The sequence below is a fragment of the Micromonospora sp. genome (assembly GCF_048594385.1).
Lineage (GTDB): Bacteria > Actinomycetota > Actinomycetes > Mycobacteriales > Micromonosporaceae > Micromonospora > Micromonospora wenchangensis.
Genome location: NZ_JBMDWU010000113.1, coordinates 1 through 14,278, shown reverse-complemented (window position 1 = coordinate 14,278; position 14,278 = coordinate 1). Strand labels below are relative to the sequence as shown.

The following is a 14,278-nucleotide window of genomic DNA, read 5'->3' as shown; positions in this document are numbered from 1 at the left end:
AAAACCCCCCCGGGGGGGGGGGGGCGTTCCCAATCGGCCCCGGGCCGGGCCGGTGGGGGTGGGGCCCCGGCCCCCCCCCCGACACGGCGGTCAGACCAGCGGACCCGAACCGCCCTGCGGCACCGGCACCGCGCTGCCCTTGACGAATTCCGCCCAGGTCAGGCTCCAGGCCGTCCACCCGTTGCCCTGTACGAGCTTGCGCGGGGTGCCCTTGACCGTGATCGGGTCACCCACCTTCGTCTGGGAGAAGAGCCACTTGCCCATCGCCATCGACACGTTGACGCAGCCGTGCGAGACGTTCCGCCGACCCTGCACCCCCTCGGACCACGGTGCCGCGTGGATGTACTCGCCGCCCCAGGTCAGCCGCTGAGCGAAGTCGATCTCGGTGCGGTACTGGTTGGCCGGGTCCGGTTCGTCCATGGTGTCGAAGACGGTCTTCTCCTTCTTCTCCATCACCACCATGGTGCCGCTGGACGACGGGGTGCTCTTCTTGCCCAGGCTGACCGGCAGCGTCTTGATCAGCTGGCCGCCCTGGAAGACCTCCATCTGCTTGGTGGCGTTGTCCACCTTCATCTCGAAGGCCCGCCCGATCTTGGCGGTGGCCGACCGGTCCACGTTGCCGTACCGGCCGTTGCTCAGCGGAATCCCGGCCAGCGCGATCCGGACGCTCAACGTCGTCCCCGGCTGCCAGTACTCCGGTGCCCGGTAGTACGCCTGCGTGCCGTTGGAGACCCAGTGCCAGGCCCCCGGCTGCGGTGGATCGGTCTTGACGAACATCCGCTTCTGGACGGCCGCCCGGTCCTTCTGCGGGATACCCGGGCTGAACTCGGCCACCACCGGCATGGCCACGCCGTACGTCCGGTCGTCGAAGAGGTACAGGCCGGAGCCGATCATCGAGTTCGGCTTGGCCATCGTGGTGAACGTGCTCACCCCCTGCCGGGGCTGGCCGTCAGCGCCGGTGCCGGTCACCGTGGCCTTGTATCTGGTGTTGTACTTCAGGGCCGACGACGGCACCCAGGAGCTGCCGTCCAGACGCATCTTCCCGCCGACCTGCTTGCCGTCACCCGTGGTGAGGGTGACCGAGGAGATCTTTCCGCCGTCCGGGAGGTCGGCGCTGATCTCGGTGCTGACCGGCCTGCCCTTCGCCCCGTTCGCCGGACTGACCGTCAGGTCGGCCGCCGTCGGCGCGGACGGCGACGCGCCACCGGGCTGCGTCGGAGTCGCCTCCCCGGCGCTCGGCGTGGCCACGGTGCCGCCGACGAACTCGGCTTCCTTCTTCTGGTCGCCGCCGCAACCGGCCAGAGCCAGCGACGCCGCCAGGACCAGAGCGCCCGCCATCGCCCCGCCCCGCGTGAACCTGCCCATCCCCACCTCTGTTCTCGCGTGCCTGGCGGACATCGTGCCCCATGGCGGCCACCAGCTCGATGCCGGACGTGTGTTGTCGGGGGGATGTGTTCACTTTTGCCCGATAAGCTCGCCCGAAGGGTGGAGCCGGGTATCGGATTGGAACCCCGCTCATGGCCCGTGCTAGTGTTCTCTCCGTTGCCAACGAGCGCCGCTAGCTCAACTGGCAGAGCAGCGGACTCTTAATCCGCGGGTTCGGGGTTCGAGTCCCTGGCGGCGCACCACCAAAAAGGCTCTGACCTGGGGTTTCACCCTGGGTCGGAGCCTTTTGGCGTTTCTGTTGGTGGCTCGGTGTCTCGGTGGGTGCTCGGGAGCCGTTGGACCGCTCCTGCTGCCGGTGGACTGGTGGCGTGTTGGTGGAGAGACGGATCAACTGCCTGACGCGCTGTCGGCGGGTGCGGCGGCTTGCCAGGTACCTCGTTGCGCGCCCAAAACCGCAACCGGGTACTTTTCGCTACGGTTAGTGATTCCCGGGCGCGGATAGGGGCAAGTCGTGCGTCAGATCGTACGTAGGTCGGTGCGGGCCGTTCTTCTGGATGAGGACGACCGTCTCGTGCTGATCAAGCGGATCAAGCCCGGCCAGGCACCGTACTGGACAACTCCGGGCGGCGGCCTGGAGTCGACGGATGTCTCCCTGGAGGCCGCGCTTCGCCGCGAGTTGCACGAGGAGCTCGGTGCCGAGGCGGACCGGTTCGCCCAGGTGTTCCTGTTCACCGCCTCCGCTGGTGAGGGCGTTTCCGTCCAGCACTTCTTCGCCTGTCGGCTACGTCAGCTGAACGAGGACGCCCGGACCGGGGAGGAGTTCGCTGATCCGTCGCGTGGCGGCTACCAGCTCGACCGGGTGGCGATCGACAAGCTGCCTGCGGTGGATCTCAAGCCGGATGCGCTGAAGGAGTTCATCATCTCCAACGAGGAGGCCCTGCTCTCGGTGTAGGGCAGGCTGGCCAGACCATCGCCGGTCCGAGTCTGAAGTCCCGGGCTGCCTGGAAAGTGTCTTGCGGGCTGCGGGCACCGTTCAGGTTTGCGGCTACGGCACCGATGAAGACGCGGTGCGACACGATGAGGGCCACGCCCCGCTGGGCGGCCTCGTGGGCGCGCGATACGGCTTCCAACACGCGTTGTCGTAGCGCGGTGAGGCTCTCCCCACCAGGGAGAGCCGAATCCGGATCACGAAGGCGTTCGCTGCGCCACGCTTGGTATTCGCTCGGGTACTCCTCGGAGCTCAGGCCGAGTACGCAGTCGGGCGCGCGCCACTCCGCGTAGAGCGGATCTGGCGGCGCGATCGGCACATCAAGGATCTCGGCCAGAATGCCGGCAGTCATCGTCGCCCGCAGAAGAGTGCTGGTGAGGATCACGTTCGGCTTGGCGTTCCGGTCGAGCAGCCAGCGGGCTGTGCTGACGACCTCGGCGGTCCCACGCGTCGTCAGTGGCGTGTCGGGACGGGCGTGGGCGCGGGGGCGGCAGAGGCCGTCGAGGCAGGTGCCGTGGCGTATCCAGAGAACCTGGCCGTTCACGAAAGGTGCCACCCGCCGTCGACGTTAAGCGCCTGTCCGGTGATGAATCCTGCTGCGGGGGAGAGCAGGAAGGCGACGGCGGCGGCCACATCCGCAGGCTGGCCACGACGCTTGATGCACTGCCGGTCGAGTTGACGTTGCACCATGGCGGCGTGGTCGTCGACGACGGCGTGCTCGGCGGGGACCTCGATCGAGCCCGGGCGCACCGTGTTGACGGTGATGTTGTTCGGGCCGAGTTCACGAGCCAGGGCCCGGACGAGGCCTTCGAGCCCGTTCTTGGCCGCGATGTAGCCGGCCAGGTCGATGCGGCCGAGTTGGGTCAGGATCGAGGAGACGGCAACGATGCGGCCGCAGCCGTTCGCGATCAGGGTGGGCGTGACGGCGCGGATGCACGCGGCGTGGGTTACCAGGTTGAGTTCGAGTTGACTGCGGAACGTGTCCAGGTCCAGTTCGGGCCAGGGGATTCGGGGGTATGCGCCAGCGTTACTGACCACGGCAACCAGCCGGTCGGCATGGGCGTCGACCGTGGATTGGAACAGCGCCTGTGTCCTGGACCGTGTCAGGTCGCCGATGACCGTGCTGGTGAGTGCGCCGTGCTGGTGGGCCGCCTCGACGACCGCCCCGAGGTCGTCATCGTCGTGGCGGTGGGCCAGGACCAGGTCGAAGTCGGCAGCGAGACGGGCGGCGACCGCAGCTCCGATTCCGCCGCCAGCCCCGGTCACGATCGCGACGTCACGATTCACGGACTGTCTTCCCAGGTGTCGTGGTGAGTCCCAGCAGCTGGGCCAGGTCGGCTTTGGGCGCGTAGAGGTCTGCGAGCAAGCCGATCGACAACGCGGCGTCCGACGGTTCCATCTGGTGCAGCGGGTAGACGGCCAGCAGGCGCATGGCGAGGTACGGCCGTAGCCACGTGAGCAGGTCGGTGCCGATGCTGGTGGCGAGTGGTTGGGCGAGCTGACCGAGGTAGCGGGCGACGGTGTGCTGGCGCGCTGCCGACGGCCGGTGCTGGTAGTCGATCGTGATCGTCCGGGCCGACAGCCTCGCCAGTCGGACCTGAGGCCTGACGGCGTCGGTGATTGCCCGCCGGTGGTCGGCGAAGGCTCCGGGGTTGTAGCGCGGCACGAGCCATGCGGCGTGTAGCCGTTGGTACCAGAGGAAGCAGGCGATCTCCCCCGCGAGGGAGTTGAGGCCGGCGGTGTCGTAGTCGAACCAGACGGGTCGGTTCTGGTCGTCCAGGCCGATGTTGACGTCGGTGGGATCGCCCTGGGTCGTCGCTGCCCATGTCTGCTGGTCCGGGTGCAGGGCGGTGCGGAGACCGGTGACCAGTGCGTCGAAGTCGAGTCGTCGAGGTTGTCCGTTGATGACGAGGGTCGTCTCGTGTAGGTCGCTGCAGCGGATGGCGGACCTGTCGGGCATCGTCAGCAGGTTGGGGTTGTGGCCGTAGTACAGGTCGATCCGGCCGCCGGGTTGGGCACGGTCGCGATAGAGCTTGCCGATGGTCTGGGAGGCGGGCAGATGACGCATCGTGGTGCCGATGATGTGCTGGTAGCGGTTGAGGATGGCGTCGAGCCCGTGGTCGAGGTTGGCGCGGGCACCGACGTCGCCGGCCGTGATGGCGTCCAGGAGCAGGCCGGTGTCGGGCTGGTCGGGCCGGTGTCGGTCGTACACGGTCAGGGTCCAACGGCCGACGCGGTGGTACGCGTGTAGGGCGGGGAGCGGATAGTGGTGCTGGATCCGCCGGTACCCGGCGATCTCGGCGGCAGCCTCGGCAGGATTCGGGTTGGCCTTGACGAATAGTCGGCGTGCGCCGACATCGAGATGGAAGGTGTGGTTCGCGGTGAACCGCCGGTGGCGGGCGACGCGGATCACGAGTCCCACCAGCCAACGCACCGGCCGGCGAAACGCGCGATCAGTTCGGCCGGTACGGCTCGCAGGTCGCTGGCGGTGGACCAGACGGTGTCGTCGTAGCCGTCCCGGACGGGGCACGCGTCGGCGATGGACATGAGCTGTGAGAACGGCGTCGCCACCGCGTGGTGACGGGTTGAGCCGGTAATCCACTTGGTGTGTGCGTGCCGCCCGTACAGGCCGACGACGGTAGGCCCGGTGCCGTCCGGTCTTTCGGTGAGGGCGGCGAGGTGGGTCAGGCCGGTGTCGTTGCCGACGACCAGTTCGGCGGTAGCGAACAGATCGACGCAGTCCACGGCCGTCGGACCGTGGAAGACCTCGATCTGCGCGACGGACGGTGGTGCCGCTCGGTCCGGCGCGGCGATCAGGCCGAACCGCCAGGGCGCGTCAGGCCGGTGAGCAGTGAGGCAGCGCGCGATTGCCGCGAAGTTCTCGATGCCGTAGTCCTTGCGCTCTGGCCGGCTGGTGGTGGACACGAAGAGGACGTGGTAGGGCGTAGGTGTGGGCTCCGTGGCGCGGAACCGCGGGCACGGGTCGCTGTCAGCAGGCAGCCGTACCCCGAGGGTCTGCTCGATGTCGAGGTAGTAGCGCATCGGCAGCGTGGCGTGCACCTGGAGGACGTTGGCGTCGACGATGTCGAGCCTCGTCGGCGGGATCTCGGGAACGGCTTCGAAGGTGCGCGGTGTCGGGTTTTCGGTGCCGATCGAGTGTTGGCCGTTCGCGGAGGTGACGGTGAGTGGCAGGGTGCATCGGGCGAGGAGATCCGCGCGGGGTCCGACGTATGCCGGCTGCGGGTACCGGTCGTGGGTGGCCTCGTGGAGAGCCTGCGCCAGGGCGAGACCCAGCAGTACGTCGCCGAGCCCTCGTGCGCCGAGGTCGAGCTGCCAGCCGCTTTCGTGCACCGCGTCGAGGGCGGCCTTCGGTGGTGGCAGCTCTCCCGCGGCCCGCCGGTACGGCAGGAGTCGGCCAAGCGGGGCCCGATTGCGCCGGACGAGCGTCGGTCCGCCCCGCCAACAGGTCGGGCTGTCGGTGTCGGTCAGAGCGTGGTCAGTACGCACAGCGGGACCTCGTGTCGTTCGAGCAGCTCCCGCCCGTCTCCGGTCGTGTCCTCGACCAGACAGAGCACGCCTGTGACGTCGGCTCCGGCACTGCGGAGCGCGGTGACGAGGTTGGTGAGGGTGAGCCCGGTCGTGATCTCGTCGTCCACGATGAGGACGCGCTGACCCTTGAAGCGGCCGTAGGCGAACACCTCCAGGCGGCGGGCGTGAGGTTCGTGGAAGACGAGCTTCTCCGGCAGGTCGAGGTTGATCTTCCAGGCGATGCGGTAGTGGCTGCCGCTCGCCCAGGAGACCGCGAGCGTGGGGATGATGCCGCCAGCGTCCAGGCCGAGCAGCACGTCGTGCGGCCGGTAGGCGGGATGCTCGCACCAAAGCCGCCAGAGGTTGTCACCGGCGGCCATCACCCGATCCGGCGCGGTGTCACTGCGGACACCGTCGAGTTCGTGAACGATCCTGACCGGGCGGGTGGTGTCGCCGACTCCGAGTCGGGCTACTCGGTCGGCGGTGATCGCCTTACGTGCGGTGGCCGTCATTGGCTTCCGTCGTCCTTCCATGGTCGCGGGTGTGGCCGAGGGTCTCGTCGTAGGCCAGCAGGTCGCTGGCGGCGCTGCGGATTCGTTCCGTGAGTTCGTTGTCCGAGCGCCAGTCGGCGTGGCTGACGTCGGTGACCGAGGGAAGGTCGACGCGGGCGGAGGGATGTCGGCCGGCGAAGGCCTGGCGGACTTCGTCGCTGGCGTCGAGGTCGATGCCGTCCGCTCGGAGCATGATCTTCATGGCGAGGACGACGTGCTTGTAGAGCGCCCTGACATCGGTGTCGGGTCGGGCGGCCAGCCGCCGCAGCGTCATGACGACCAGCGGTAGGTCACCGCGGGCAGCGCACTCGTCGGCGGTCCGGTCGAGGACATGGAGTACGAGACCGGGTCGGCGATACAGCACTCCCCGGCCGTCGTGCGCGATCTGCCGCAGCGCGTAGAGCAGGCGTGGTGGCAGCCTGCCGGTGCGCGCCTCGTTGGTGGTGAATGCCGACAGCGCGATCTTCGCCCCGTCCGGGCCGGTGGGTGGGAGCGATCGGTTGGCGAGCCAACGCACCGGAAGGGTGTCCCGGACGACGAGGACATCCACGTCGCTCCAGCCCGGCTGCCAGTTTCCATAGGCCAGGCTTCCGGTGACTGCGACCAGTGCCGTCTCGTCGTCGACCAACTCGGCGGCGTAGGCGGCGAGGAAAGGTCGCAGGGACGCCGGCACCGGTGTCTCACGTTGTGGCGGGTGTCGGTCGCCGGAAGTGCGGTGAACCAGCTCGGCGACCGCTCGTTTCAGGGCGAGGAGGCTGCCCGTGTTGTCGACGACGGAGTCGGCGATCGCCGCGAAGCGCTCGGCGCCCCGGTTCTGCTTCGTCGCGTCCCGAGACGCTAGCGAATCGGGTGATTCTTTGCCACGGGCCAGACGCACTGCCGGCGGCGCATCGAGATAGATGATCTGGCAGCGATCTCCCCAGATCTGCCGTACATGCCTGGTTGCTTCGAAGCGATGCGCGCTTTCGACGCTGATCCGGTGGGAGCCGGGATTGAGCGCGGCTAAGCGGAGGATCTCCTCGGACAGCATCCGTGCCTCGGTCAGCTCATCCCACGCCTGGTACGGGTCGGTCACGCCGGCCCGGTCGGCCGCAAGGCGGAGCAGATATCCGATCTTCAGCCGCGTGACGGCGTGCTCGGTACGGAGTAACTCCCCGACGGTGCTCTTTCCGCTCTCGGACATGCCGGCGAGGACCCAGAGCCGGTCGACGCGATCCGGAGCCAGCAGTGTGACGGGCACGCCGAAGCGGGTGACGGCCTCGCGAACCTCACGCTGAACATCGAGCAGTGGCCGATCACCACGCACGATCAACCGGTGGTAGTCCCCTCGGTGGATTTGGAGTTCGATGGCTTCGGCCAGTTGGCGCTGGTAGGCGGCGTACTGATCGGATGCGGGAGCCCGGTCCCGGGCCAACGCCTGCCGCGCCTCGGCAGAAGGATCAGGATCGTGCCGCAGCAGGATGTGGAGTTCGCGTCTGTCGACGGGGAGATATCGGAGCGCTCGGGCTTCTACCTCGGCAAGGGCCTCACCGATCGGCGTTCCGTCCTTCACCGCGGCCGTCGCCGCGCAGGTGGCGACGAGCATCGGGTAGCCCCGGTCCTCCAACGCCAACCTGCCGCCTCCCTGGCACCGGGTGGCGAAGGAACGGAACACGAGATCGACGTGCTCGTCAGTGGTGCTGTCGACGAACCACCATCGGCTGAAGTCGTCCCGTGACACCTCCGCCCACTGCGGGTCCCACCGGTCGATGGTCCCGGTCAGGGTGATCCCCGGTGTCGCCGAGGCCAGCCACTGCGCATTCGTGGACTTGCCGACGTTGTCGGCACCGTTGAGCGTCACCGCGACGTTCATCGGCGCTCGCCGTAGCTCTTGAGGGCACGCCAACGAGGAATCCGTCGGCAACCCTCGCGAACATCTCGCACAAGATCGTCGTACGCACGCGCCAGCTCTCGAAACTGCCGCAAAGCCGCATCGGCCTGGCTGGCGCTCCGTTCTTGCGCTTCGTGGTCGATCAGGCGTTGGCACCGCACCCAGGCAATGGCCAACCGGTCGATGACCGAGCCGATCGTCTCGGTGTGCAGCGGTCCGGTGCCCGGATCGTGGAGCACGCGGTCGACCCACGTGTCGATCTCCGTGACCAGGTCCACCCGAACGCGGTTCAGCAGGTCGATGGACCGCTTCGCGGCGGCTACGACATGGTCATCAGCGTTCGGATCCCGAGAGATCATCTCAGCTGACCACTGGTCGCCGTGGTGCACGGCAAGTCGCCCGGCAGCCCGCAACGGGACCCGCCATGAAGACATCAAGCAGGCGGAGTCGTCCCGGAACGAGTCGATGACCAGACCAGAGGCAGGGAGGACGTTCTGCCTGCCGAGCTGACCTGCAGAGTTGGCCGAGTTAGTTACAGCATCAAGGGCCACGATGAAGCCTCCAATTGCCTCGTTCGGCATGCCGTGAAGCGAATCGATAGCGATAGCCGCATGGGGCAATGCGCGTTGTCGTCACGCCGACCACCACGAGCCCGACACGGCGGTGCGGCGGGCACCGCACAACTCGGGACGGGATGCACCGGGCGTGCGTCGGGGCAACCGCAGCGACCGGAAGAAGGCGGCCGTAGCCCGCTCGCGCGCGGGACACGGACTCAGTACGTCGCAGGCCAAGCATCGGCCGTTGGCGCAGGACACGACGTGTCTTGCCAGAACGGGCCTGCGCCTCCTCGATCTGCCCGCCGCCGAGATACGTAGCCATGACTCCCCGCTTCTCTGTCTGATCGGCGCGGCGGCGGCGAGCGGGTCACGCGAGCTGGCTCCAGCCGACACCGATCGCCGCCGCCGTTACCAAGGACCCAACGTCCTGGCCGCTGCGGCACCAACCGGCCACATCCCTCGATAGAGAATTCGGTCGATCGCCATGTCGGGCCGCTGCCGAGGCCCGTAGACGGTGAAGTAGCGCAGCGCGACGGCACTGAGTGGGCTGTCAGCTCGCCGGGCGTAGGCGAGACACAGCTGTTCCGCGGCCAGCTTGCTCACGCCGTAGGGGGAGACCGGGCAGGTGGGTCGTCTTCGCGGCTGGGCCGGTCGGCCGGACCGGAGACGCTCGACGACGAGGCGACGACCAGCCGGCGCACCCCCTGGCGGGCGCAGGCCTCCAGCAACCGGTGTGTGCCGAGCACGTTGGTCTGGGTGTAGTCGAGAAACTCGCGACTCCACGACGGCCGTACACCCGGCCGCGCGGCGAGATGGAAGACGGTGTCGCAGCCAGCCACCAGATCGTCCAACTGGTCGACGGCCAGGTCCAGGCAGTACGGCGTGAACAGGGGGCTGCCGACCGCCTCGGCCAGGTTCTCGTCCGCGAGGGCGTGCTCACCGACCCGCCGCCGATCCAGGCCGACAACCCTGACTCCTCTGCCCAGTAGCGCGTCGACCAGGTGCGAGCCGATGAAACCGGCCGCTCCGGTGACCACAACACGAGACATCATCGCTGCTCCTCCCTTCCCGGGCTCTGCTCGAAGAGCCGACGCCAGACGTGCGTGTACAGGGGTGGGTCTACCTGGGAAGGCGTGGTCTGATCGATTACCGGCAGGGCGCCCGGTCGTTCGGATCTTGTCGAACCGGTGGCTGTCGTAGCGGCGTTACGGGAGACGTAGACCTTCATCGCGGTCCCGCTTCCGACCCGCCCATGCCGCGCCGTGATCGCCGAGGACATGCGCCAGGTCTGCGGAGTCGGCCGGCGGTGTGGCGGACCCACCGGAAGACCGGCAGGTCCGCCACCGGGAGGCGGCGGCTGGGAGCACCCCGCCGATCACCCGCCTGCGCAGGCTCGACGGCGGTGCGCAGGCGAGGGACCAACCTCACGGGACTTGCGCCGACAGCCATCACGGCATCTGAACCCAGCTGGGGCGACGCCTTGTCAGTCCTGATCAGTACGACCACCATGAACCTCATGCCGTTGACGGTCATCGGTGGACACCGGTGCCACCGGCAGCGGCGGCGTTCGATGTCCAGCTCTAGCGAACCGTTCCCCGCCGTGGGCCGGTACCGTCCACTACCCGTCCAGTCGCAACCAGGTAGTGACGACCTGTAGCGGCAGTGGCTAGCGTGATCCACGTCGACAGGCGATGTCCGGAGGTGCGCGATGGCGGGACGGCGCTATTCCCCGAACCGGCAGCTCGCGTGGGAGAGACTCCAACGCGGCTGGTCCTACGAGGAGACCACCGAACGCATCCGCACCGAGATGAGCCGCGTAGGCGAGACCGACACCGGGCTCAACGCCAACACGGTGCGACGCTGGGAGACCGGGGAACGGTGGCCAGACCCGCGTTACCGCAAGCACCTGGTCGCGATCTTCGGTAAGCCAGCGAGCGACCTCGGCCTGCTCACCCCCGATGAACTGGCCGTACGCCCGGCCGCGGAAACACTGCACGAGCTCAGGAGGTTGTGGGACATGCTCACCCGAGACGACAACGGCAACGGCTGGGACCGGGCGTCCGTACTACGCGCGCTCGTCGGTGCCAGCATGCTGCCCTTGGTCGCGCCGCTGCTATCACTCGATCCCCACGCCGCACACGCCGGCGGCAAGACCGTCGACCCCGACTCGTACCGGCAGATCGTGCACTGTCAGCGAGAGCTGTACTGGACCAGCCCGGCCCGGCCGTTGTACGAGGCCGCCTACGCCCACACTCAGCTCGGCATCGGGCTCCTCCGTGCCGCAACCGGAACCGACCGGACTGGTCTCGCCGGAGCGCTCGCGGAATCCGCACTGCTCACCGCCCGACTCGCCTTCTTCGACCTCAGCCAGCCCGCCGTCGCCGAACGCTGCTACGACGTCGCCCTCGCTGCCACCCGCGAAGCCGGCGACCATGCGCTGGCCGCAGCTGTTCTCGGCCACATGGCGTTCATCCCCGCCTTCGGCCACGATCCCGCGAAGGCCCGCACGCTGACCAACGCAGCCCTCCAACACACCTGGCACGGCGTCAGCCCCCTGGTCCGCTCCTGGTTGCACTGCGTCGCCTCGGAGGTCGAGGGCCGGGCAGGAGCAGCGGCGGCCAGCCGCCATCACATCGATCTGGCAGCGAAGGCGCTTGATGGCAGCCCGGTGCCGCCTGAATGGCTCGACTTCTACGACAACACGCGTCTGCACTCCTTCGCCGGTTACGCCGCCCTTGCCGATGGCGACCACGGGGAAGCCGCCACCCAGCTGGATCAGGCACTCGCCGCTCTCCCAGGGGCCGGTGCCAAACAGCGCAGCGTAGTCCTCGCCGACCTTGCCAACGCTTATGGCGATGACGGTGATCGGGCTGCCGACTACCTCAACCAGGCCATCGATGCCTTACACACCGACTGGTACGGCACTGGCCTCGACCGGGTCCGGGCCGTCCGCAACGTACTCGGCGACAGCCGCAACGGTGCCCGACTCGACGAACGTGTCGCCGCCTTGACCACCAGTCGCGCCGCGCTACCTGGCAGTTAGAGCGGGCTGCGTCGATTCGCCTGTAAACGGCATCGGGTAGCTCCATGGGCGGTTGGAGCCGGAGCAGACCTCGGTCGCTGGCTCTATCCGTCGCTAAGGACATCGACATCGAGCATTGGGCACCGAGTAATTACCCCGTGTCGGGCGCTTCGACCGACCGATAGGCGCTCACGCGGTGCTGTGCCAGCGACAGCCGCCTGCGTATCCGCGACCCCGCAATAACGGACAGTGTTGATCAAAGCGGCTAGGCTTGGCAACCGGCCGAGCTGGGACAACTGGAACAAGACGACGAAGTGATCCGCTGATGCGGCAGACCCCCGGCCACGTGGTGCGACCTCCCGCGCGGCCGTTCAACAGGTAGAGGACCCATGCGAACCACCACAGTCGGCGACGTGACGATCCTGCTTCCCGATCTCGACCCTGACGACCTCGACAGCACCACCGAGCCCGGTGCTGATCTCACCGACGCTCATGTCGATGACGTCTCCTGGCGGGGTGCCGTCCTCGACGCGGTCCGTGTTCGGGGTAGCCGGATCACCGGTTCGGGCCTCAGTGAGAGCTCCTGGGAAGGGGGAACGGTCTTCGGCTGCGAGATCGTCCGCAGCGACTTCTCCGGCGCGGCCCTGTCCGGGCTCAGCATCGAGCGGAGTGTCCTCACCGGGTCGCGGTTCACCGGTGCCCGGCTCACCGATGTCCGTCTCAAGGATGTCCTGTTCGACGGCTGCCGCTTCGACTACGCCACCTTCAGCCGGGTCGCCGCCAGCGGAGCGGTTGCGTTCGTCGACTGCATCCTCACCGACGCCACTTGGTCCTCCTGCAGGCTCCCCAAGGTCGTACTGCGATCGTGCCAGCTGGCTCGCCTCGAACTGGAATCGAGTCAGCTCCACGGTGCTGACCTGCGGGGTAACTCGCTGCGTGGCCTGAAGACCACTCTCGCGAACCTGTACGGGGTTATCCTCACCGAGGAGCAGCTGCCCGACCTGACCCACCTGGCTGTCGGTGAATTCCACATCGAGGTGCGGGCTCAATGATCTTCGGATGGGGAGCGCCCGTCGGTCGGCTTGTGGCCGCGCTCGTTGGGTCTGTTGGTGTCGCAGTGGCCCGGTGGAATGTCAGTCGTGGGCTACCGGCCGCCGCTGCGGGGGCGGCGGCGTTGCCGGTGAGGTTGTACGTCGAGACGACCGCGTTCGCGGTGGGGCGCTTCGACGGTGCTGACGACCAGGCCTTTGTCCTGGGTGGGCAGCTCGGTGCGCGCATCTGGCCGTTCACCGCCGTGACAGACGACTCTGTACTTTTGCCGGTTGGTTCTCTCGCCGTGGCTGGCTGGTCCTCCGGGTGGCGATTCGCGGGCCGGTGGGGGCGTCGATGACCGTAGGTGTGCAGTCGACCCGACGGGGTGGGGGAGTGGGGTCTGCGCCGGTCCTGCCGAGAGGGTTCGGCTCGGTGGACGGGATCATCCCGGGGCTGGTGGCCGAGCATCGTAAGGATCTTGGCCGGCAGCTGGCCGGATGGCGTGCCGCTGCCGGGATGACGCAGGCGCAACTGGCCAAGCGGATCTGCTACTCGCGCAGCACGCTGGCCAACGCTGAGACCGGTCGGGACATGAGCATCCGGGGTTTCTGGTGCGACGCCGACGACGTGGTCGGTGCCAACGGGGCGCTATTGGCCGCCTTCGACCAGGTCGCCGCGTTGGTGCGGGACTTCCACGAGCAGCGGGCATCGGCACGTGACCGCGAGCGTCGGCAACGCGCTGCCCGCCTCATCGCTCCCACCGTTCAGGGACAACCGAGCGCACCGGCGGAGCCGAGAAGGTGCCAGTGTGAGGCGGTGGTCGTCGGTCGGTGGACCGAGCGGGAGGTCCGCGCGTTGCGGGAGGCGCTACGGATGACCGTCCACGACTTCGCTCAACGGCTGGGAGCGAGCGACGCGGCCGTCTCCGGCTGGGAACACCGACGCACGCCCACGCCACCGAAGATGGCCGCGCAGGCGGTGTTGGACCAGACGCTCGCACTCGCCGACACCGACACCAAAGCCCGGTTCCTGCTGATCCTCAACACCCCCGACCAGCACGGGTAGAACAGCGCGAGAGTGAGGTAGGCACACCGACAGGGCCGCTCGCCGTAGCCGAGCGCCGACGGCACCCGCCGACAGCCGTGGGTTCTGCTGGTGAGCGAAGTTCCTGTTTCGCCGGAGATGGACAACTGAGGCACCCTCTCATGGCTCCCCTCTGTGTCAAGACGCAGCTGGGAGGAGAGTTCTATCCTGGGTGGCGGCGGGTCCGGGAAGTGACTTCTCCGAAGAGCCGGCTGGGGGATGTGAGTCGGTCACGCTGGAGCCAGTTGTCGTTCCCTGTTG

Annotated in this window: 13 protein-coding genes, 1 tRNA gene and 1 pseudogene; 5 read left to right on the top strand and 10 right to left on the bottom strand. The window is 68.1% G+C overall.

The genetic code is table 11. From position 1 onward, the window contains the following. Window positions 1-90: 90 nt before the first annotated feature. Complete coding sequence (locus ACOJTC_RS05430) at window positions 91-1,365, bottom strand: Ig-like domain-containing protein (RefSeq protein WP_420116003.1); 1,275 nt, start codon at window positions 1,363-1,365, stop codon at window positions 91-93. A gap of 187 nt (window positions 1,366-1,552) precedes the next feature. Between ACOJTC_RS05430 and ACOJTC_RS05425 the strand changes: the two genes are divergently transcribed. Together ACOJTC_RS05425 and ACOJTC_RS05420 are read left to right on the top strand one after the other, a co-directional pair. Then, window positions 1,553-1,628: transfer RNA gene (locus ACOJTC_RS05425), tRNA-Lys, on the top strand. A 269-nt stretch (window positions 1,629-1,897) separates the two neighbouring features. Continuing rightward, window positions 1,898-2,338, top strand: coding sequence for an NUDIX hydrolase (locus ACOJTC_RS05420; RefSeq protein WP_420116002.1), 441 nt, complete (start codon window positions 1,898-1,900; stop codon window positions 2,336-2,338). On the opposite strand, the gene ACOJTC_RS05415 is transcribed toward ACOJTC_RS05420, so the two are convergent. The 9 genes and pseudogenes from ACOJTC_RS05415 to amcA all read right to left on the bottom strand — a co-directional run bounded on the left by ACOJTC_RS05415 (window position 2,304) and on the right by amcA (window position 10,108). Further along, a complete protein-coding gene (locus ACOJTC_RS05415; protein ID WP_420116001.1) occupies window positions 2,304-2,930 on the bottom strand; it encodes a histidine phosphatase family protein in 627 nt (208 codons plus the stop codon). The genes ACOJTC_RS05420 and ACOJTC_RS05415 overlap by 35 nt on opposite strands. Continuing rightward, the gene (locus ACOJTC_RS05410; RefSeq protein WP_420116000.1) at window positions 2,915-3,661 is read right to left on the bottom strand and encodes an SDR family NAD(P)-dependent oxidoreductase; all 747 of its coding nucleotides are present in this window, start codon (window positions 3,659-3,661) and stop codon (window positions 2,915-2,917) included. The genes ACOJTC_RS05415 and ACOJTC_RS05410 overlap by 16 nt, the downstream gene beginning before the upstream one ends. Next, window positions 3,651-4,796: a hypothetical protein gene (locus ACOJTC_RS05405; RefSeq protein ID WP_420115999.1), complete on the bottom strand. Its 1,146-nt coding sequence runs from the start codon at window positions 4,794-4,796 to the stop codon at window positions 3,651-3,653. The genes ACOJTC_RS05410 and ACOJTC_RS05405 overlap by 11 nt, the downstream gene beginning before the upstream one ends. Continuing rightward, a complete protein-coding gene (locus ACOJTC_RS05400; protein ID WP_420115998.1) occupies window positions 4,784-5,881 on the bottom strand; it encodes a glycosyltransferase family 9 protein in 1,098 nt (365 codons plus the stop codon). The genes ACOJTC_RS05405 and ACOJTC_RS05400 overlap by 13 nt, the downstream gene beginning before the upstream one ends. Next, complete coding sequence (locus ACOJTC_RS05395; protein ID WP_077936271.1) at window positions 5,860-6,414, bottom strand: phosphoribosyltransferase; 555 nt, start codon at window positions 6,412-6,414, stop codon at window positions 5,860-5,862. Before ACOJTC_RS05395 ends, ACOJTC_RS05400 begins: the two co-directional genes overlap by 22 nt. After that, window positions 6,395-8,305 carry a nucleotidyltransferase domain-containing protein gene (locus ACOJTC_RS05390; protein ID WP_420115997.1) on the bottom strand — a complete coding sequence of 637 codons (1,911 nt, stop codon included), beginning with the start codon at window positions 8,303-8,305 and terminating at the stop codon, window positions 6,395-6,397. Before ACOJTC_RS05390 ends, ACOJTC_RS05395 begins: the two co-directional genes overlap by 20 nt. Continuing rightward, complete coding sequence (locus ACOJTC_RS05385) at window positions 8,302-8,904, bottom strand: DUF4254 domain-containing protein (RefSeq protein ID WP_420115996.1); 603 nt, start codon at window positions 8,902-8,904, stop codon at window positions 8,302-8,304. Before ACOJTC_RS05385 ends, ACOJTC_RS05390 begins: the two co-directional genes overlap by 4 nt. A gap of 384 nt (window positions 8,905-9,288) precedes the next feature. Next, window positions 9,289-9,929, bottom strand: a pseudogene (locus ACOJTC_RS05380) (NAD-dependent epimerase/dehydratase family protein). After that, window positions 9,929-10,108, bottom strand: coding sequence for a multiple cyclophane-containing RiPP AmcA (amcA, locus tag ACOJTC_RS05375; RefSeq protein ID WP_420116004.1), 180 nt, complete (start codon window positions 10,106-10,108; stop codon window positions 9,929-9,931). The pseudogene ACOJTC_RS05380 and the gene amcA overlap by 1 nt, the downstream one beginning before the upstream one ends. Window positions 10,109-10,588: 480 nt before the next feature. Here amcA and ACOJTC_RS05370 point away from each other — a divergent pair, with 480 nt between their 5' ends. The 3 genes from ACOJTC_RS05370 (at window position 10,589) to ACOJTC_RS05360 (ending at window position 13,999) form a co-directional block, all read left to right on the top strand. After that, on the top strand, window positions 10,589-11,923 hold the full coding sequence (locus ACOJTC_RS05370) for a helix-turn-helix domain-containing protein (RefSeq protein WP_420115995.1): 1,335 nt from the start codon (window positions 10,589-10,591) through the stop codon (window positions 11,921-11,923). A 368-nt stretch (window positions 11,924-12,291) separates the two neighbouring features. Next, window positions 12,292-12,954, top strand: a complete 663-nt coding sequence (locus tag ACOJTC_RS05365) for a pentapeptide repeat-containing protein (RefSeq protein WP_091435217.1) — start codon at window positions 12,292-12,294, stop codon at window positions 12,952-12,954. Between the two features lie 412 nt (window positions 12,955-13,366). Continuing rightward, window positions 13,367-13,999: a helix-turn-helix domain-containing protein gene (locus ACOJTC_RS05360; protein ID WP_420115994.1), complete on the top strand. Its 633-nt coding sequence runs from the start codon at window positions 13,367-13,369 to the stop codon at window positions 13,997-13,999. Window positions 14,000-14,278 lie beyond the last annotated feature (279 nt).